We start from the raw sequence: 19,710 nt of genomic DNA, 5'->3' as shown, positions 1-19,710 counted from the left end.
CCCGGATGCCCACCAACGGCGCCCCCCTCGGCACTCCGACCAAGGTCACCCAGGGCTCCCAGACCCGGGGCGGCATCGGCGAGTCCACGCTCCGCCCGGACGGCACCCTCAAGGTCACCGGCGAGTTCGCGTACTCGTCCGACATGTGGCACGAGGACATGCTCTGGGGCCAGATCCTGCGCTCCACGGTCGCGCACGCCGAGATCGTCTCGATCGACACCGGCGAGGCACTCGCCCAGCCCGGCGTCTACGCCGTCATGACCTACGACGACCTGCCCACCGAGGTGAAGAACTACGGCCTGGAGATCCAGGACACCCCGGTCCTCGCGCACGGCAAGGTACGCCACCACGGCGAGCCGGTCGCGATCGTCGCCGCCGACCACCCGGAGACCGCCCGCCGAGCGGCCGCGAAGATCAAGGTCGAGTACCGCGAGCTGCCCGTCATCACCGACGAGGCCTCCGCCACCGCCCCGGACGCGATCCACGTCCACGAGAACCGCGACGACCACCACATCGGTCATGTCCCGCACCCCAACATCGTGCACCGCCAGCCGATCGTCCGCGGTGACGCCGACGAGGCGGCGAAGCGGGCCGACGTCATCGTCAAGGGCGAGTACTACTTCGGCATGCAGGACCAGGCCTTCCTCGGCCCCGAGTCCGGCCTCGCGGTGCCCGAGGAGGACGGCGGCGTCCACCTCTACATCGCCACCCAGTGGCTCCACTCCGACCTGCGCCAGATCGCGCCCGTCCTCGGCCTGCCCGAGGACAAGGTGCGGATGACGCTGTCCGGCGTCGGCGGCGCGTTCGGCGGCCGCGAGGACCTGTCCATGCAGATCCACGCCTGCCTGCTGGCCCTGCGCACCGGCAAACCGGTGAAGATCGTCTACAACCGCTTCGAGTCCTTCTTCGGCCACGTCCACCGCCACCCGGCCCGCCTCTACTACGAGCACGGCGCCACGAGCGAAGGCAAGTTGACGCACGTCAAGTGCCGGATCGTGCTCGACGGCGGCGCCTACGCCTCCGCCTCCCCGGCCGTCGTCGGCAACGCCTCCTCGCTCGGCATCGGGCCCTACGTCGTCGACGACGTCGAGATCGAGGCCATCGCCCTCTACACCAACAACCCGCCCTGCGGCGCCATGCGCGGCTTCGGCGCGGTCCAGGCGTGCTTCGCCTACGAGGCGCAGATGGACAAGGTCGCCAAGCAACTCGGCATGGACCCGGTGGAGTTCAGGAAGCTGAACGCCATGGAACAGGGCACGCTCATGCCGACCGGCCAGCCGGTCGACTCCCCGGCCCCGGTCGCCGAACTCCTGCGCCGGGTCACCGCGATGCCCCTGCCGCCGGAGCAGCAGTGGCTCTCGGCCGGCGAGGAGGCGGACGTACGGCAGCTGCCCGGCGGTCTGTCCAACACCACCCACGGCGAAGGCGTCGTACGCGGCATCGGCTACGCGGTCGGCATCAAGAACGTCGGCTTCTCCGAGGGCTTCGACGACTACTCCACCGCGCGGGTGCGGATGGAGGTGGTCGGCGGCGAGCCGGTGGCCACCGTGCACACCGCGATGGCGGAGGTCGGGCAGGGCGGGGTCACCGTCCACGCGCAGATCGCCCGGACCGAGCTGGGCGTCGCCCAGGTGACCATCCACCCCGCCAACACCGAGGTGGGCTCGGCCGGTTCGACCTCGGCCTCCCGGCAGACCTATGTCACCGGCGGCGCCGTGAAGAACTCCTGCGAGCTGGTCCGCGCGAAGGTCCTCGACCTCGGCCGCCGCAAGTTCGGTACGTACCACCCGGCCTGGGCCACCGCCGAACTCCTCCTGGAGGGCGGCAAGGTCGTCACCGACGGCGGCGAGGTGCTCGCCGACCTGGTGGACGTCCTCGGCGAGGAGGCCGTGGAGATCGAGGCGGAGTGGCGGCACCGGCCGACCGTCCCCTTCGACCTGCACACCGGGCAGGGCAACGGCCATGTCCAGTACAGCTTCGCCGCGCACCGCGCGGTCGTCGAGGTCGACACCGAGCTGGGCCTGGTCAAGGTGATCGAACTGGCCTGCGCCCAGGACGTCGGCAAGGCGCTCAACCCGCTCTCCGTCGTCGGCCAGATCCAGGGCGGTACGACGCAGGGCCTCGGTGTCGCGGTGATGGAGGAGATCATCGTCGACCCCAAGACGGCGAAGGTCCGCAACCCCTCCTTCACCGACTACCTGATCCCGACCATCCTCGACACGCCGACCATCCCGGTCGACGTCCTCGAACTCGCCGACGACCACGCCCCGTACGGGCTGCGTGGCATCGGCGAGGCACCGACCCTGTCCTCGACTCCGGCGGTCCTCGCGGCGATCCGCAACGCGACGGGCCTGGAGCTGAACAGGACGCCGGTACGCCCGGAGCACCTCACGGGCACCTGACCCCCCGGGGTCGAACCGGCGTGTTTCCCGGGGGAGTTGATCCCCCGGGCCCCCAATGTCCGTCCTGGGCCGTCCCCCGGGCCGTGCACATCCCAAATCCCGTACGTCGTGGAAGGCGACGCACGGGTGCCCCTGTGAACCTTGGGAGACGGCACCATGACCCAGCAATCAGTGGAGCCCAGGACCACGGCCGACGACGCGGGAGAAGGCACCCGCGTCCCGGCCGGACGCTCCTGGCTCGACCGCTACTTTCACATCTCCGGGAGAGGCTCCTCCGTCGCGCGGGAGGTCCGCGGCGGCGTCACCACCTTCATGGCGATGGCGTACATCCTCCTGCTCAACCCCCTGATCCTGTCCGGCAAGGACGCGGCCGGCGACACGCTCGGCCAGAAGGCGCTCATCACGGCGACCGCGTTCGCCGCGGCCTTCACCACCCTCCTGATGGGTTTCGTCGGCAAGGTGCCGCTCGCGCTCGCCGCCGGCCTGTCCGTCTCCGGCGTGCTCTCCTCGCAGGTCGCCCCGCAGATGACCTGGCCGCAGGCGATGGGCATGTGCGTGCTGTACGGCGTGGTCATCATGCTCCTGGTCGTCACCGGCCTGCGCGAGATGATCATGAACGCGATCCCGCTCGCCCTCAAGCACGGCATCACCATGGGCATCGGCCTGTTCATCGCCCTCATCGGCTTCTACAAGTCCGGCTTCGTGCACCAGGGCAAGGCCACCCCGGTCACCCTCGGCCCCGCGGGCGAACTCGCCGGCTGGCCGGTGCTGCTCTTCGCCGGCACCCTGCTGCTGATCTTCATGCTCCAGGCCCGGAACATGCCCGGCGCCATCCTGATCGGCATCATCAGCGGCACGGTGGTGGCCGCGGTCCTGAACGCGGCCGGGGTCATCGACCCCAAGCAGTGGGCCAGCGGCGCCGCCCCCGAACTGCACGGCTCCGCCGTCTCCATGCCGGACTTCTCGCTCTTCGGGCACGTCGAGTTCGGCGGCTGGGGCAAGGTCGGCGCGATGACGGTGGGGATGATCGTCTTCACCCTCGTGCTCGCCGGGTTCTTCGACGCGATGGCCACCATCATCGGCGTCGGCACCGAGGCCGGGCTGGCCGACGACAAGGGGCGGATGCCGGGCCTGTCCAAGGCGCTGTTCATCGACGGCGCGGGCGGCGCGATCGGCGGGGTCGCCGGCGGCTCCGGGCAGACCGTGTTCATCGAGTCGGCGACCGGTGTCGGCGAGGGCGCCCGGACCGGGCTCGCCTCGGTGGTCACCGGCCTCTTCTTCGCGGCCTGCCTGTTCTTCACACCGCTCACCGCGATCGTCCCGCAGGAGGTCGCCTCCGCGGCCCTGGTGGTCATCGGCGCGATGATGCTGATGAACGCGCGGCACGTGGACTGGGCCGACCGGGCCACCGCCATCCCGGTGTTCCTGACGGTCGTTCTGATGCCGTTCACCTACACGATCACCACGGGTGTGGCCGCCGGTGTCATCTCCTACGTCGCCATCAAGGCAGCTCAGGGCAGGGCTCGGGAGATCGGGGCATTTATGTGGGGCCTGACAGTGATCTTCCTGGTCTATTTCGCCCTCAAGCCCATTGAGAGCTGGCTGGGCGTCCATTAGACGCTCGGCTGGCTCGGCCGTGAAGGGGCCGGTGGTCGGCTGCGGGTCCGTTGTGGCTGGTCGCGCAGTTCCCCGCGCCCCTGGCGGGGCGCTTTCCCTCAACCTCGTTTAGGAGATCCGGACATGCTGGACATCGCCGAGGAGTTGGACCGGTGGCTCGCCGAAGGGCGGGACTTCGCCGTGGCCACGGTGGTGGCCGTCGGCGGGAGTGCGCCGCGGCAGCCCGGGGCCGCGCTCGCGGTGGATGCCGAGGGCACGGCTGTGGGGTCGGTGTCCGGTGGGTGTGTGGAGGGGGCGGTGTACGAGTTGTGCCGGCAGGCGCTGGAGGACGGGGAGACCGTGCTGGAGCGCTTCGGGTACAGCGACGAGGACGCGTTTGCCGTGGGGCTGACCTGCGGCGGTGTCATCGACATCCTCGTGACGCCGGTCCGGGCGGCGGATGCCGTCCGGCCGGTGGTGGTGGCCGCGCTGGCCGCCGCCGTCCGCGGGGAGGCGGCGGCGGTCGCGCGGATCGTCACCGGGCCCGGGGAACTGGTGGGCCGCGCCCTGCTCGTCGATGCCGAGGGCTCGTACGAGGGCGGCTTCGGCGGCCACCCCGAACTGGACCGCACGGTCGCCGCCGAGGCGGCGGCCTTCCTGGACGCGGGCCGCACCGGCACCCTGGAGATCGGAGAGCAGGGCTCGCGCTGCGGAGCACTGCTCACGGTGCTGGTCGAGTCGTCCGTCCCGCCGCCCCGGATGATCGTGTTCGGGGCGATCGACTTCGCGTCGGCGCTGGTCCGCGTCGGCAAGTTCCTCGACTACCGGGTGACGGTGTGCGACGCGCGGCCCGTCTTCGCGACGCGGACCCGCTTCCCGGAGGCCGACGAGATCGTCGTCGAGTGGCCGCACCGATACCTGGAGCGCACCCCGGTCGACGGCCGCACCGTCCTGTGCGTCCTCACCCACGACGCCAAGTTCGACGTCCCCCTGCTCCGGCTCGCCCTGCGCCTCCCGGTGGCGTACGTCGGCGCGATGGGCTCCCGCCGCACCCACCTGGACCGCAACGAGCGGCTGCGCGAGGTCGGGGTCACGGAGCTGGAGCTGGCGCGCCTGCGGTCCCCGATCGGTCTCGACCTCGGGGCACGTACGCCCGAGGAGACCGCGCTCTCGATCGCCGCCGAGATCGTCGCGAACCGGCGTGGCGGCAGCGGGGCCGCCCTGACCGGGGCCCACACCCCGATCCACCACGACGCGACGTCGGCCCCGGCGCGGCGGATCGGGTCGGTGGCCTAGCCTCCCCGAGCCGGCCACCTCCCCCGTCGAGCGGAGCGCCCGGTCCGTTCCCCCGATCGCCGTACCGGTCCGGGCGCCAGGGGACGATGGAAGCGCCTTCCCGGCCGTGGCACAGCGTCAAATGACGCATACGGCGGCGGGAGTTCCGTTCTCATGCGACCGGGGTGCAAGCGGGCCGGTTCACCCCTCCTCCGCCCAGCGCCGCAACCCCGCCAGGTCGAGTACGACGGTCCGCCCCCGCCTGGTGGCCACCAGCCCCTCCTGCTGCATGGCCCGCAGACAGCGCACCACCGACTCCCGGGACGCCCCGGTGGCGGCGGCCAGTTCACGCTGGTTCACCTGGACGGCGACCGCGCCCGGCAGCGTCTCCGGCGCGGCCGAGCCGTACTGGACGGCGAGCTTCACCAGGAGGCCGGCGACCCGAGCGCGGGTGGTGCGGGCGCCCTGTTCGGCGCGGAGTCCGTCGGAGTCCCGTAATCGGCCCACGACCGTGCGAAGGACCGACAGGCACAGGCCCGCGTCGTGCTCCAGGAGCCGTACGAAGGCGTCCGAGGCGACCACCACGCCCTCGCTGCGGCGCATCGCGGTGACCGTCGCGCCCCGCGGCCGGCCGTCGATGCAGGAGAGTTCGCCGAGGAGTTCACCGGGGCCGCGCAGGGCGAGCAGGCTGGTGTAGCCGTTGGCCGAGTCGACCGTCGCCTTCACCAGACCGCCGGTGAGCAGCACGACGGAGTCGGCCGCCTCGCCCTCGCGCATCAGGATCTCGCCGCGGACCCACCCGCGCGCGTGGCCCGCCTCCCGTAACAGCTTCGCTTCCCCGGGCGAGAAGAACGCCACCTCCGAGCCTCCCCGGCCGCGTCGACCCACGGTGACCGTTCGGCACCGGAGGGCCACTGTCCATCGTGCGGCCGGGGTCTGCCAAGGGGCGCCGGGTCAGGGGCTGCGGAGCAGGGCGTTGACCGCCCGCCCGAACACCGCCCGGGCGGTCCGGCGCACCAGCGGGTCGAAGGCCGACGGCAGCCCCCGGATCCGCAGCTCCTCGTGCCACAGCACCCGGGTCCGGCCGCCGGGGCCGGGGCGCACCTCCAGTTCGGCCCAGCCGAGCACCACCCGGCCGTGTTTGACCAGCCGGCACCGGCCGGGGCCGCCGTCCTGCGGGGGATGCCAGACGGTCACCTCCATGGGATCCTCGAAGGACAGCGGTCCGAGTCCGGAGCGCGCCACGAAGACCGTGCCCTCGTGGGTCGGGGGATCGGTGAGCACGGTGATCCGGGTCAGCGGGACCACGTCGGCGTGCCGGGACCACTCCGTGAGCCGGCGCCACGCCTCGTCGATCGGCAGTGGAGCCGTCCGTTGGAGGAGGAAGTTGACCACGGCACGATCGTAGGGAACCGGCCACCGGTTACGGGACGCGCACCGACTGTTCACAGGACCGACAGAATCGTCCAACCCGGGCCCGACCGGGCTCCGGACCCGTACGATTCCCGCCATGGCGGGCAAACCGCCCGCCTTCACGGGGAGTTGGTCATCATGCCCTTGAAGACCTACGGCGTACTGATCACGCGGGCGGTCGGCATCCGGCGCGAAGGCGCCGCCGGGACCCCGCACTACCAGATCCACCTCACCGACGACTCCGGCACCGACTACCGGGCCGCCGTCAACGTCCTGTCCCAGCAGAAGCCCGCCGACCTGCTCTACCTCGTCGACGACGACTTCAGGCACCCCCTCACCGCCCGCCTGGAGGGCCTGACGAGCGGCTGGAACACCCTGCCGCCCGGGCCCGGCGGACCCAACCTCGACTTCGTGCGCGGCAACCTGTTCGACCCGGCGAAGATGCGCGTCCTGCCCGCGGACCGCCCCGGCCCGGACAACGACCTCGCCGACCTGCTCGACCACTACGTCCGGCGGGCGGTCGACGACCCCCGCGCCCGGCTGTACCTCTTCGGCGAGCGCTGGGGGCCCGAAGCCGCAGTCAAGGACAAGGTGTTCGGCTTCCTGCCCGGCAACGGCGTCCACGACATCCACATGAACCAGGGCAACAGCGGCCGCTTCGCCGCCGACGACGGGGTGTGGCAGGACGGCGGGCTGCTCATCCGCCTCCCCGGCGGCGACATCGACGGTGGCGACGGCCAGGGCCAGGAGCGCTGGGTCGGGGTCTTCCTCGCCTTCCAGAGCCAGGCCTGGCACACCGACGACGCCACCGGCCACACCCTTCCCGACGTCGACGTCTCCCGCCCCGCCACCGGCGGGCAGCCGGTGCGGATCGTCGCCGCGCTGGTCAACCCGCCCGGCCCGGCCCCCGAGGCGGAGGCCGTCACCCTCCTCAACGCCTCGCCCGCCCCGGCCGACCTCACCGGCTGGCGGCTCGTCGACCGCATCGGCCAGTCCTCCCCGGTCCCGGCCGGCCCCCTGGCCGCCGGCGCCACGCTCGCCGTGCCGCTTTCCGGTGGCGCCCAACTCGGCAACCACGGGGGCGAGATCACCCTCCTCGACGCCGCGGGCCTCAAGGTGCACGGGGTGTCGTACACGGCCGAGCAGGCGGCCCGCGAAGGCTGGTGGGTCGTCTTCTGACCGGTTTCCGACCGGTTCCGGCCGGGACCCTGTCGTGGGCGTACGGCGGTACGGCACCATGAGCGCGACCCGTACCGCCGTCGTCCCGGGGGGCGTCTCGTGGAACACGAACCGCACGGCAGTCTCGACGAGTTGATGCGCGAGCCCTATCCCCTCTACACCCGGGCCCGGGCGGCGGAGGGGCTGCTGCACGTGCCCGAGCTGGATGCCTGGCTGGTCGCCCGGGACACCGACGTCCGCGAGGTGCTGCGCCGCCCGCTGGACTTCTCGTCGGCGAACGCGTTACGGCCGGACGTGCTGCCCTCGCCCGCCGCGCTGGAGGTGCTGGGCCGCGGCTTCGGCGGCCGGCCGGTCGTGGTCACCTCGGACGGGGAGCGCCACCAGCGGCTGCGCGCCCCGCTGGTGCGCGCCCTGTCGCCCGCCCGGGTCGCGGCGGCCCTGCCGTACGCCCGGGAGCGCGCCGCCGCCCTCGTCGACGGGTTCGCCGAGGACGGCCGGGTGGAGCTGATGTCGGCGTACGCCCTGCGGCTGCCCGGTGACGTCATCGGCCGGATCGTCGGAATCGACCCCGCCGACGTGCCGCTCGTCGTGCACGGCGGGCACCGGGCCGAGCAGCTGCTGTTCCGGCCGCTGCCGGAGGCCGAGCAGATCGCCGCCGCCGAGGACGTGGTGGCCATGCAGCACGTCCTGGACCGCTGTGCCCGCGACCGCTACGCCCGTCCCCGCGAGGACCTGGCCACGGAGATCGTCGCCTCCGTGGCCCAGCCCGGGCAGGGCGAACTCCCGCCGGACGGCCGGCACGAGGCCGTCGCCCATCTCCAGAACCTGCTGATCGCCGGGCACCTGACCACCACCGCGCTGATCGGCACCACCGTGCTGCACCTGCTGAGCCACCGGGACCAGTGGGAGCTGCTCCGCGAGCGGCCCGACCTGATCCCGGCGGCCGTCGAGGAGGCGGCCCGCTACGACGGCGCGCTCCAGGGCTTCCGCCGGGTCACCACCCGGCCGCTCACCCTCGCGGGCACCGAACTCCCGGCCGGGGCGGAGCTGTTCGTCGCCTTCGGCGCGGCCAACCGCGATGCCTCGCGTCACCCCCGCCCCGACACGTTCGACATCACCCGCGACGCCCCCGCCCGCCACCTCGCCTTCGGCTTCGGCGCCCACGCCTGCGTCGGCGCCCAGCTGGCCCGCGAGCAACTCCGCGTCACCGTCGAGGAACTGACCCGCCGTCTGCCCGGCCTGCGGCTCGCGGAGGGCCGCCCGGTCACCATGCGGCCGACGATGATCCACCGCTCACCGGAGGAGCTGCACCTCACGTGGGCGGTGGCTCAGGGGCGGCGCCCAAGGGTGGCTTAGGGGCGGCCCCTAAGGGCGGTACACCTCGCCCGGTACGGCCTTGCCGGGGGCCAGCAGCTGCGGGACCGTCACGAACACGTAGCCGCGTTCCTTGAGGGCGTCGATGATGCCGGGCACGGCCGGGACGGTGCCGCGGTAGATGTCGTGGAGCAGGATGATCCCGTCCCGGGACGCCTGGTCCAGGACCCGTCGGGTGATGAGCCGGGGGTCGGTGGTCAGGTAGTCCTTGGCGGTGACGCTCCACAGCACCTCGGAGAGGCCCAGCTCACGGCAGATCCGGTGCACGTTCGCGTCGGTGCGGCCCTGCGGCGGACGCATCAGGGTGGGCCTGCGGCCGGTGAGGCGCTCGATCGTGTCGTCGGGGCGGGTGAGTTCCTCGCGTATCTGCCGGTCCGGGATCCGCGTGAGGATCCTGTGGTCCCAGGTGTGGCTGGCGACCTCGTGCCCCTCCGTCGCCATCCGCTTCACCAGCTCCGGGTACTTCTCCATGTGCCGCTTGCCCAGCAGGAAGAAGGTCGCCGGGACGTGCTTCTCCTTGAGGATGTCGAGCAGCCGGGCCGAGTTCTCGCTGGGGCCCGCGTCGAAGGTGAGCGCGATGCACTTCGCCTCCCGGCAGTCGACGGTCCCGAACCGGGCCTGACCGTTCTTCACGGCGTGGGCGCGGGCGTCGGCGGGTGACGTCGTGTCGACCTGCGCGCAGCCGGACAGGGTCAGGGCGAGACAGACGGCGGCGACGGTCGGGAACCCGAACAGCCGTCTTTCCCTCTTCTTGATCGGAAGCTTGCTCCACAGTGACATGCGGGGACTATACACACGGTGTATAGAATGCGTGTGCGAATTAATGGGGGCGGACTCGGCTTCCGGTGCCCTCGGGTGTGAGCATGGAGGAAGGGGACCCGACCTCACCCGGAGAGGACCGGCCGTGCGCTACCGGGACCGTGCCCACGCGGGCCGCGAACTCGCCGCCGTACTGCGGAAGTCGTGCGACAAGGGGGAGCTGCCGGACCCGATCGTGCTGGCCCTGCCCCGCGGTGGCGCGGCGGTCGCCGCACAGATCGCGCGGGAGCTGCCGGCCCCGCTGGACGTCCTCGTCGTCCGCAAGATCGGCGCCCCCTACCACGAGGAGTTCGGCGTCGGCGCGCTCGCCGGGGACGGCCCGCCGCTCTTCGACCTCGCGACCCTGACCCGCCTCGGCCTGGACGAGGAGTCCCTGGCCCCCGTCGTGGAGCGCGAGCGGCAGGAGCTGCGCCGCCGCGAGCGCCGCTACCGGGAGGGCCGGCCGCCGCCCGAACTGCGCGGCCGTACCGCGATCGTCGTCGACGACGGCCTCGCCACCGGCAACACCGCCCGCGCCGCCCTGCGCCACGTACGGCTGCGGAACCCCGCCCGGACCGTCCTGGCCGTCCCGGTCGGCGCCCCCGACTCCCTCGACGCGCTCGCCGCCGAGGCCGACCTCGTCGTCTGCCCGCACCGTCCGGTGATCTTCAGCTCGGTCGGGCAGTGGTACGACGACTTCGCCCAGCTGACCGACGCCGACGTGCTCGACGCGCTGCGCGGGGCCGGGGCCTGACGGGGGAGGGGCGCGCGGTGCCGGAACTCTCCGAGGACGAGGCGCGGCGGCGGTTCACCGCGGCCCGGGTGGCCCGCCTCGCGACCGTGGACGAGACCGGCCGCCCCCACCTGGTGCCGGTCGTCTTCGCACGGTACGGCGCCGACGGGATCGTCACCGCCGTCGACCACAAGCCGAAGACCACACCCCGCCTCAAGCGGCTGCGCAACATCGCCGCGCGGCCGTCGGTCTCGCTGCTCGTGGACCTGTACGACGACGAGAACTGGGACCGCCTCTGGTGGGTCCGGGCGGACGGCGACGCGACGCTGCTTTCCGCCGACGCGGCGCTCGTCGAGCCGTTGCGCGAGAAATACCCGCAATACCGGGAGCGGCCCCCGAACGCCACGGTCGTTCTCGTGACCGTCTCGCGCTGGACCGGCTGGCGGGCGGCCCCCTTGTAGACGGTGAATTTCCACTCCGGGCACGGCCGGCCCCCGGGCAAGGGCCCCGACGACACCCAGGCCACGGAGATGGGCGACGACGGGACCGATCATGGTGCGGATCAGGGTGGTGCAGGTCATCTGGGCCTTCGTCCACCGTCGTTTCGCGTAGATGCAGCAGTGCTGGATACGATTTGGCAAGGTTTCCGGCGCTACGGGCGGACGGGTGATGGCGACGCGGATCGCGGGCTACGAGGTCCAGGGCGAGATCGGGCGCGGCGGCATGGCCGTCGTCTACCGCGCGACGGATCTGCGCCTGGACCGGACCGTCGCCCTGAAGCTGCTCGCCCCGGAGATGGCCCGCAACGACACCTTCCGCCGCCGTTTCACCCACGAGTCGCGGGTGGCGGCGGCCCTCGACCATCCGCACATCGTGCCGATCTTCGAGGCCGGCGAGACGGAGGGCGTGCTCTACATCGCGATGCGGTACGTGTCGGGCCCGGACCTGCGCGCGCTGCTGGACCAGGAGGGCGTGCTGCCGGTGGACACGGCGCTGCGCGTCGCCGCGCAGGTCGCCTCCGCGCTGGACGCGGCGCACGAGCACGACCTGGTGCACCGGGACGTGAAGCCCGGCAACGTCCTGGTGGCGGAGGGTACGGACAGCGAGCACCCCGAGCACGTCTACCTCACGGACTTCGGCCTCACCAAGAAGTCGCTGTCGCTGACGGGGTTCACCACGGTCGGCGAGTTCGTCGGCACGCTGGACTACGTGGCGCCGGAACAGATCTCGGGCCGCCCGGTGGACGGTCGTTGCGATCTCTACAGCCTGGCCTGCGTGGTGTTCGAGATGCTGGCCGGCGGGCCGCCGTTCGTCCGGGACGAGGACATCGCGCTGCTGTGGGCGCACCAGTACGACCGGCCGCCCGCGCTGAGCGAGGTGCGGTCGGGGCTGCCGCCGAAGTTCGACGAGGTGTTCGCCCGGGCGCTCGCCAAGGCGCCCGAGGACCGGTACGGCACCTGCCTGGAGTTCGTGGGCGCGCTGCGGCTCGCCGCGCACGGCGCCGGCCCGGCGGAGGAGCCGGCGCCCGCGGACCGGTCCGCCGACGGCGCCCCCACGGCCGGCCGGGACACCATCGGTGGTACCCCGCCGCCACCCGCCTGGGCCCGCCCGGTACTGGACCGCTGACCCCTGCCCTCGCGGCTCTCCGTGCGCTGCCCCAGGTGGCTCGGCTGCCCCGGGCGGGGCGGGGTGTCCAGCAGGCCCACGCGCAGACGTCGGCGAAGGCGGGGACGGCGACGTCGGCCAGCTCCCGCGCGGTGCGCTGCACGTCGGAGCCGGTGCCGATGCGCACCCGGCATCGCTCAGCGGCAGCCGCTGCCGTACCAGCCGCTCGGAGGGGTCGGAGCGGGCCGTCAGGGCCACCGCCCGCGCCCGCCCGTCCGGGTCCGTCAGCGGCACCAGCCACGCGTGCCACACGTGCCGCGCGCGCTCCGGGTCGGCCGGGTCCAGGCGGAGGCGGCTCTCCTGCGGCCCGCCACCGCCCGGCACCCGCCACATCCTCGTCTCGGCCTCGGCGCTGCCGGGGTAGGGCGCGATGTCCGTCAGCCGCAGCCCCCGCATCGTCCCCTCGGCCGGCGACAGCGCGCGCCGGGTGCCGGCGCGGACGCAGCGCGACCCGTCGAAGGCCCAGGCTCCGAGCGCCCGGCCGGACGCGGCGGCGCCGGGCCGGTCACGGCGGACACCACCAGCCGCTCGGCGCCGCCGGGCCGCTCGCCGGAGGGCCTGCGGTGGACCAGGACGTCCCGGTCCAGCCGGTGCCCCCTCCCGATGGCGCAGGGCGGCCGTCCCGCTCCACGGCGTCCCGGCGGCGGCCGCCCGCCAGGCGTTCTGGTCCGGTTCGGCGAGCGGCAGGGCCGCCCGGTGCCCCAGGATCTCGGCGGGCGGACAGCCCGGCAGCAGCGCGGCCCCGTCGCTCCAGCCGGTCACGACGCCCCGGGCGTCGATCGTGGCCTCGGCGGTGCGGGCCCCCTGGGGGCGGCGCGGGTCCGCGCCGGGTGGCTGGGAGGGGTGGGACGCCGTTCCCTCGCCGCTCGTCCTTCGCGGAACCTGCACGGCCGGCTCTTCTCCCCAGGATGATCCCGGCCGACACGGAGCACCGATCCGCCCCGGTTCCCGGGTCCGGGCTCCCGGCACGGCGCTCGTGACAGGCCTGTGACAGCCGGCGGACACCTCCCGGCACACGGCCGGCGCCTACCTCCGCCGGATCCGCGCCGAGCTCGACATCAACACCACCGCCCAGCTCGCCCGGCTGGCCATTTCCCTCGGCCTGTGACCCCGCTCCGCCCGACAGATCGGCCGCGCCGTGACAGCGTGGGAACAGCGGCCGATCACGGTGTCCTGGAGGCGGAGATGGCAGTGAACGGGCTCGGACTGGTGGTGCACGGCGGACGCGCCGAGGCGGTGGACGCGGCCCGCGCCGTACGGGAGTGGGCCGCCGAGCACGGCGTGCGGTGCACGGACATCGACGTATGGCACGACGGCGGACGGCACCACTCGGGGGAGGAGGTCGAGGCCGCGGGCGACCCCGACCTGATCGTCACCCTCGGCGGGGACGGCACCTTCCTGCGCGGCGCCCGGCTCGCCGCCCGCAACGACGCCCTCGTCCTCGGCGTCGACCTGGGCCGGGTCGGGTTCCTGACCGAGGTGCCGGTCCGCTCGGTGCGGGCGGCGCTGGACGCGGTCCGCGAGGACCGGTTCAGCGTCGACAGCCGGCTGCTGCTGACCATGCGGGCCTCCCGCCGCCTGGAGATGCCGGCCGACATGGAGACGCTGATGCAGTACGGCCGCGGGCCGCTGCTGCCACCGCCCCAGATCCGCACGGACTGCGCGCAGGACACCGACTGGGGCGTCCCCCTGCACATCACCGCCGTCAACGACGTCGTCCTGGAGAAACTCTCCCGGGACCGCCAGGTCTCCGTCGGCGTCTACGTCTCCGGCCGGCTGCTCGCCTCCTACTCCGCCGACGCGCTGCTGGTGGCCACCCCGACCGGCTCGACCGCCTACAGCTTCGCCGCCGGCGGCCCCGTCGTCTCGCCCTGCGCGGAGGCGCTCGTCTTCACCCCGGTCGCCCCGCACATGACGTTCAACCGCTCGGTCGTCACGGCCCCGAACGAGGCCGTCGGCCTGCGGGTCCTGGAACGCTCGGGGCAGGCCGCGGTCAGCGTCGACGGCCAGGTGCGGGGCGTCCTGGGACCCGGGGACTGGATCGGCGTGTACGCCGCCCCGGCCCGGCTGCGGGTGGTGCGGCTGGCGGCGATGGACTTCTACGGCCGGCTGCGCGAGCGCATGAACCTCACCGACGCCCCGGCCGCGGTCGCCGACGGCACCCCCGCGCCCCTGTGGTCGTTGACCGCGCCCCCGCCCGGCGACCTCGCCCACCTCTCCTTCCCGCTCCTCGACGACCAGCGTGCCCAGGCGGAGGCGCTGTGCCCCGACCCGGACGACGGTGCCGCCCCCGCGCTGGAGCGGGCCGCCCTCCCGGAGCATGCGCGGGAAGGCGGCCCCCGCCCGTGACGACCGGCCGGTCACGCTCCTGACGGGTCCGGCCGGTCGGCGGAGCGCACCGCCGGGATGCCGAGCGCGACCGGCCCGGTCTTGCAGGAGTCGTGGCAGTCCTTCTCCAGGCTGCAGCACAGCGAGCAGATCGCCCCCGAGTGGAAGGGGCAGTTCGCCACGTCCGGCCGCTCGAAGTCGGTCGCGCACACCGTGCAGGTCAGCGTCACCGCCGACGGCAGCCCGTCCGCGCCGAGCAGCGGCTCGGCGAGGTCGTCGACGCGGGCGATGTAGTACTTCCCCTTGGTCAGCACCGCGAACAGCGGCGAGAGCACCATCGCCAGGAACAGCGCGATGAAGGGCGAGTACGCCTTGCCGTACTCCCCGAACGCGTTGAAGTACGCGGCGATCGAGACCGCCGACGCGATCAGCATCGAACCGAAGCCCACCGGGTTGAAGTTGTGCAGATGGGCGCGCTTGAACTCGATGTACGACGGGCTCAGCCCCAGCGGCTTGTTGATGACCAGGTCGGCGACGACCGCGCCGATCCAGGCGATCGCCACGTTGGAGTAGAAGCCCAGCACGGTGTTGAGGAAGCCGAAGACACCGCCCTCCATCAGGGCCAGCGCGATGCCGACGTTGAGGAAGATGTAGACGACCCGGCCCGGGTGACGGTGGGTCAGCCGGGAGAAGAAGTTCGACCAGGACAGCGAACCGGAGTACGCGTTCGTCGAGTTGATCTTTATCTGGGAGAGGATCACGAAGAACGTGGCCAGGCCCAGCGCGACCGGCGCCGCGAACGTCTTGAAGCCCGACACGTACTGCTGGATCGGCTCGTTGGCCTTGGCGAGGCCCACGCTGCCCGCGATGTAGAAGGCGAGGAAGGCCCCGCCGATCTGCTTGGCCGCGCCGAGCACCACCCAGCCCGGACCGGCGGAGAGCACCGCACCCCACCACTTCTTGCCGTTCTCCGGCGTCTTGTCCGGCATGAACCGCAGGTAGTCCACCTGCTCACCGATCTGCGCGATCAGCGACAGCGCCACACCGGCGCCCGCGCCGACCCCGAGCATGCTGATGCTCGACCCGGTGGGGGAGTCGCCCGCGAAGTGCGTGAACTCCGAGAACTTGCCCGGCTCCTGGATCGCGATCGACACGAACGGCGCGACCATCAGCACCAGCCACACCGGCTGCGTCCACACCTGCATCTTCGACAGCGCGGTCATCCCGTAGATGACCAGCGGCAGGATGATGAGGGAGCAGATCAGATACCCGACCGCGAGCGGGATGTGCAGGCCCAGCTCCAGGGCCTGCGCCATGATCGAGCCTTCGAGGGCGAAGAAGATGAAGGTGAAGCTGGCGTAGATGACCGAGGTCAGCGTCGAGCCGAGGTAGCCGAAGCCCGCGCCCCGGGTCAACAGGTCCATGTCGATCGAGTACTTGGCCGAGTAGTACGAGATCGGGATACCGGTGAGGAAGATGACCACCGCGGCCGTCAGGATCGCCACCATCGCGCTGGAGAAGCCGTTGGAGATGGCGATGGAGCCGCCGATCGCGAAGTCCGCGAGATAGGCGATGCCGCCCAGCGCGGTGGTGGCCACCACGTACGGGGTCCAGCGGCGGAAGGACTTCGGCGCGTAGCGCAGCGAGTAGTCCTCCAGGGTGTCGTTCTGCGCCCAGTCGTTGTACGTCCGTTTGCCGTCCGTCCGGCTGTCCGTCCCGCCGTCCGCCACGGCCGGCGGCGCCTCTTTGCCGACGATCTCCGTCACGACTCTGCCCTCTCTCGTCCCCGGTCGTTTGCACGGAAGAGTCGCGGCACGCTGTTTCCCGAACGTTTCACCCGCTTTAAAAGACAAACCTTGATACTTCCCGTGGGAAGTATCGGGCACCGGCTCAGAGTTGGGCGACGATATGGAAGTCGAAGGCGTCCGCCCGCGCCAGGTACAGCCGCTGGGCAAGATGGTTGCCGCGCAGCCGTACGACACCCCGCGGGCCCTCGTACGACACCGCGTCCCCCAGCGCGCACATCGCCCGCACGTCCAGCGACCGCGCCCGCTCGGCCAGCGCCGCCAGCAGCCGCACCCCCTCGAAGCACGACTCGCCGAGGCTCCCCACCACGGGCGCGTGCACCCCGAACCGCGCCGCGTACCGGGCGCTGAAGTCGAGGCTCTCGGCGGTCGCGAGGGTCTCGAAGAAACCGGCCGCCGCCCAGAGCCCGTCGGTGCCGTCCGCGCCGGTGGCCAGCAGGATGTTCTCGTCCATGTGGGTGCTCAGCCGCAGGCAGCGCTGGTGCAGCCCGTACCCGGCGAACGCCCGGTTGAAGCGGGCCGCGTCCGCGCCGACCAGCAGCATCAGCACCGCGTCCGCCTCGCACCGCTCGACCCGGCGCAGCACCGGGCCGAACTCCTCCGTCCCCAGCGGCACGAACACCTCGTCCCGCACCCGGCCGCCGCACTCCCGCGCATACCCGCGGGCCGCACGGGCGGTCACCCGCGGCCACACGTAGTCGTTGCCCACCGTGCACCAGCGCCGCACCCCGGCCGACTCCGCCAGCACCCGCATCGCGGGCAGCAGTTGGGCGGCGTCGGTCTCACCGGTCAGGAAGACGCCGGGAGTCCGCTCGCCGCCCTCGTACTGCGCGGTGTAGACGTACGGCACCCGGCCCGCGACCCGGGGCAGCAGCGCCTGCCGGACCGCCGAGGTGTGCCAGCCCACCACCCCGTCCACGGCGCCCAGCGAGACCAGCGCCCCGACCTCGGCCGCCACCCGGGCCGGCGGCGCCCCGCCGTCCACCGTGAGCAGCCGGACCTCCCGGCCCAGCACCCCGCCCGTGGCGTTGAGTTCCTCCACCGCCAGCCGCGCCGCCGACTCGCAGGACGGCCCGAGGACACCCGCCGGCCCCTGCAACGGAACAACCAGGGCGACGACCAGCGGCACACCCGTCGGGTCGCTCGGCGGCGCCGGACGCATCGGGCCACCTCCGTGCGGGCATGGGGAACGCGGATTCCGGTCCCGGGCCCCGGCGCCCTCGCCAAGACTCGTATTCTGCGCGCACAGTAGACCTGACGGAAGGACACCGGCAATGCCGTCCGTACCCTCCTCGCCGGACCTCGCCCATCTCCTCGGCCATGCCGAGCGGCGCATCGTGCAACGGCTGGCCGCGGTGCTGGCCGAGGAGGACTGCGCGGTCGAGGAGTGGCGCGTCCTGTCGCTCGTCGGGGACGGCCGGGGACACCCGATGTCCGAGATCGCCGACCACGCCCTGATGCCGGCGCCCAGCCTGACCAAGCTCGTCGACCGGATGGTCGCCGGCAACCTGGTGCACCGCCGCCCCGACCCCCACGACCGCCGCCGGGTCCTGCTCTACCTCACCGAACGCGGCCAGGACCTGTATGCCCGCGCCGCCCACCGCGTCCACGCCGACCAGGCCCGGCTGCTCGATGCGCTCGACGACGGGACGGCGCTCGCGCGGCTCCTCCCGCAGCTCACGGCGGCGGCCGGGGCCGAGGTCCGGACGGCGGACGCGGACCGCCCGGTCCTCACCTAGCCGGACCGCCCGGCCTCCGCTCCCCGCAGGCGTCACCAGCCCGTGAACAGCAGATGGTTCACCAGCAGCGCCAGTACCGCCTGGGCCGTGAGCCAGACCCGCGGCCGGGGCAGGAAGGCGCAGGCCGGGAGCAGCCACATCGCGAACGGGAGCCAGATCCGCTCCGTCTCCGCCTTGCTCATGCCGGACAGGTCGGCGACGAGCAGCGCGAGCAGGGTGGCGGCCACGAGGAAGGCGAGGCGGAGCTCCGGGGCGGGCGCGGTGCGGCGGTGGAGCAGGACGGCGCCCGCCCGCCGCAGCCCTGCCGCCGTCGCCAGGCCGGTGATCACCACCGTGCAGGCCAGGTTGGCCCACACCCAGTAGCCGTACGGACGGGTCCCGCCCACCCCCTGGTAGTAGCGGGTGACCAGCAGCCGGTACCCCTCCCACCAGTCGAACCCGGCGAGCGTGAACACCAGCGGGACCACCGCCGCCCCCGCCACCAGCAGCGCGAGGACGAGCGGGCGGGCCCGGACCCGGCGCCGGCCGAGCACCAGTACCGCCGCCCCGACCAGCGCGAAGAGCGTCAGGCCGTACGACAGATAGCAGGTCAGCCCGTACAGCAGCCCCGCACCCGCCGCCCACGCCACGGACCGTCCGGTCACCGCGAGCGCCAGCAGGGCCACCGCCCAGGCGGCGACCGCCGCGAAGTACCCGTCGGCCGAGGCCCCCACCCACACCGCGGCCGGGGCCAGCACCAGGAAGGGCGCGGCCCGCCGGGCGAGCCGCTCGTCGGCCAGCGCCCGCACCGCGACCAGGACGGCGACACAGGCGGACGACCCCACGGTGATGCACCAGGCGCCCGCCCAGCCGCCGCCGTGCAGCCCGATCCGGTCCAGCAGGACGAAGGTGAGGGTGGCGCCCGGCGGATGCCCGGCGATGTGCGCGGGCCAGGGCGCGGGGGAGCCGCTGACGATGTGGTGGGTGAAGTCGCGCAGGGTCGCCGGGATGTCGTGAAACCGGCCGATGACCGTCAGATACTCGTTCGGACTGGTCAGCCGGCCCGCCACCCCCCGCTGCCAGCCGTCCACCAGCGCCAGCGACCACGTCCAGGCCAGACAGGCGCCCCAGGCCGCGCCGAGCAGCCCGCGCCACGGCAGCCGTACGGCCAGACGCGGGCCGTACGCCACCACGCCCGCCGCGACCAGCAGGGCGGACGGGGTGCCCGGGCCCACGTGCGGGTCCCAGTCGGCGAAGAGCGGCGGCCAGTGCACGAACAGGACGCGGTAGGCGTCCTGGAGGTGCCGGCCGACCAGGACGGCCACGAGCACGAGCAGGGCGGCGGCGAGGACGGCGTACAGATCGGCACGGCCGTCGGGACGGGGAGCACGGGTCACACCGGAACGCTAGGTCGGCGACCGGGC

Annotated in this window: 16 protein-coding genes; 10 read left to right on the top strand and 6 right to left on the bottom strand. The window is 73.1% G+C overall.

The genetic code is table 11. From position 1 onward, the window contains the following. Positions 1–5 precede the first annotated feature (5 nt). From ACGFZS_RS24090 to ACGFZS_RS24080, 3 genes are all read left to right on the top strand, one after another. The gene (locus ACGFZS_RS24090; RefSeq protein ID WP_393796844.1) at positions 6–2,402 is read left to right on the top strand and encodes a xanthine dehydrogenase family protein molybdopterin-binding subunit; all 2,397 of its coding nucleotides are present in this window, start codon (positions 6–8) and stop codon (positions 2,400–2,402) included. A 156-nt stretch (positions 2,403–2,558) separates the two neighbouring features. Continuing rightward, positions 2,559–4,019 carry an NCS2 family permease gene (locus tag ACGFZS_RS24085; RefSeq protein ID WP_393796843.1) on the top strand — a complete coding sequence of 487 codons (1,461 nt, stop codon included), beginning with the start codon at positions 2,559–2,561 and terminating at the stop codon, positions 4,017–4,019. 123 nt (positions 4,020–4,142) lie between these two features. After that, positions 4,143–5,294 carry an XdhC family protein gene (locus tag ACGFZS_RS24080; protein ID WP_393796842.1) on the top strand — a complete coding sequence of 384 codons (1,152 nt, stop codon included), beginning with the start codon at positions 4,143–4,145 and terminating at the stop codon, positions 5,292–5,294. 180 nt (positions 5,295–5,474) lie between these two features. On the opposite strand, the gene ACGFZS_RS24075 is transcribed toward ACGFZS_RS24080, so the two are convergent. Then, the gene (locus tag ACGFZS_RS24075; protein ID WP_393796841.1) at positions 5,475–6,131 is read right to left on the bottom strand and encodes a Crp/Fnr family transcriptional regulator; all 657 of its coding nucleotides are present in this window, start codon (positions 6,129–6,131) and stop codon (positions 5,475–5,477) included. 96 nt (positions 6,132–6,227) lie between these two features. Next, on the bottom strand, positions 6,228–6,668 hold the full coding sequence (locus tag ACGFZS_RS24070) for an SRPBCC family protein (protein ID WP_359219209.1): 441 nt from the start codon (positions 6,666–6,668) through the stop codon (positions 6,228–6,230). A gap of 156 nt (positions 6,669–6,824) precedes the next feature. On the opposite strand from ACGFZS_RS24070, the gene ACGFZS_RS24065 reads away from it, so the two are divergent. Together ACGFZS_RS24065 and ACGFZS_RS24060 are read left to right on the top strand one after the other, a co-directional pair. Further along, a complete protein-coding gene (locus ACGFZS_RS24065) occupies positions 6,825–7,865 on the top strand; it encodes a DUF2278 family protein (RefSeq protein WP_393796840.1) in 1,041 nt (346 codons plus the stop codon). Between the two features lie 99 nt (positions 7,866–7,964). Continuing rightward, the gene (locus ACGFZS_RS24060; protein WP_393796839.1) at positions 7,965–9,221 is read left to right on the top strand and encodes a cytochrome P450; all 1,257 of its coding nucleotides are present in this window, start codon (positions 7,965–7,967) and stop codon (positions 9,219–9,221) included. Positions 9,222–9,230: 9 nt separating this feature from the next. Here the strand turns inward: ACGFZS_RS24060 and ACGFZS_RS24055 are convergent, their stop codons facing one another. After that, entirely contained in the window at positions 9,231–10,019 is a 789-nt protein-coding gene (locus tag ACGFZS_RS24055) for a polysaccharide deacetylase family protein (RefSeq protein WP_393796838.1), read from the bottom strand. Positions 10,020–10,143: 124 nt separating this feature from the next. On the opposite strand from ACGFZS_RS24055, the gene ACGFZS_RS24050 reads away from it, so the two are divergent. The 4 genes from ACGFZS_RS24050 to ACGFZS_RS24035 all read left to right on the top strand — a co-directional run bounded on the left by ACGFZS_RS24050 (position 10,144) and on the right by ACGFZS_RS24035 (position 14,784). Then, a complete protein-coding gene (locus tag ACGFZS_RS24050) occupies positions 10,144–10,791 on the top strand; it encodes a phosphoribosyltransferase (RefSeq protein ID WP_393796837.1) in 648 nt (215 codons plus the stop codon). Positions 10,792–10,808: 17 nt separating this feature from the next. Continuing rightward, complete coding sequence (locus ACGFZS_RS24045; protein WP_393796836.1) at positions 10,809–11,231, top strand: TIGR03668 family PPOX class F420-dependent oxidoreductase; 423 nt, start codon at positions 10,809–10,811, stop codon at positions 11,229–11,231. A gap of 208 nt (positions 11,232–11,439) precedes the next feature. Beyond that, positions 11,440–12,396 (top strand): serine/threonine-protein kinase, encoded by a 957-nt coding sequence (locus ACGFZS_RS24040; protein WP_393654116.1) that lies wholly within the window; start codon positions 11,440–11,442, stop codon positions 12,394–12,396. A 1,224-nt stretch (positions 12,397–13,620) separates the two neighbouring features. Beyond that, a complete protein-coding gene (locus tag ACGFZS_RS24035) occupies positions 13,621–14,784 on the top strand; it encodes an NAD(+)/NADH kinase (protein ID WP_393796835.1) in 1,164 nt (387 codons plus the stop codon). An 11-nt stretch (positions 14,785–14,795) separates the two neighbouring features. Here the strand turns inward: ACGFZS_RS24035 and ACGFZS_RS24030 are convergent, their stop codons facing one another. Both ACGFZS_RS24030 and ACGFZS_RS24025 read right to left on the bottom strand, forming a co-directional pair. Beyond that, entirely contained in the window at positions 14,796–16,529 is a 1,734-nt protein-coding gene (locus ACGFZS_RS24030) for a hypothetical protein (protein ID WP_365684429.1), read from the bottom strand. A gap of 124 nt (positions 16,530–16,653) precedes the next feature. Then, positions 16,654–17,730 (bottom strand): substrate-binding domain-containing protein, encoded by a 1,077-nt coding sequence (locus ACGFZS_RS24025; RefSeq protein ID WP_393796834.1) that lies wholly within the window; start codon positions 17,728–17,730, stop codon positions 16,654–16,656. Between the two features lie 112 nt (positions 17,731–17,842). On the opposite strand from ACGFZS_RS24025, the gene ACGFZS_RS24020 reads away from it, so the two are divergent. Next, the gene (locus tag ACGFZS_RS24020; RefSeq protein ID WP_393796833.1) at positions 17,843–18,307 is read left to right on the top strand and encodes a MarR family winged helix-turn-helix transcriptional regulator; all 465 of its coding nucleotides are present in this window, start codon (positions 17,843–17,845) and stop codon (positions 18,305–18,307) included. A gap of 32 nt (positions 18,308–18,339) precedes the next feature. On the opposite strand, the gene ACGFZS_RS24015 is transcribed toward ACGFZS_RS24020, so the two are convergent. Beyond that, positions 18,340–19,683 (bottom strand): hypothetical protein, encoded by a 1,344-nt coding sequence (locus tag ACGFZS_RS24015; RefSeq protein ID WP_393796832.1) that lies wholly within the window; start codon positions 19,681–19,683, stop codon positions 18,340–18,342. Positions 19,684–19,710 lie beyond the last annotated feature (27 nt).

This window comes from Streptomyces sp. NPDC048288, assembly GCF_043201555.1.
In the GTDB taxonomy this organism is placed as follows: Bacteria; Actinomycetota; Actinomycetes; order Streptomycetales; family Streptomycetaceae; genus Streptomyces.
This window is presented reverse-complemented; position numbering and strand designations above follow the sequence as displayed.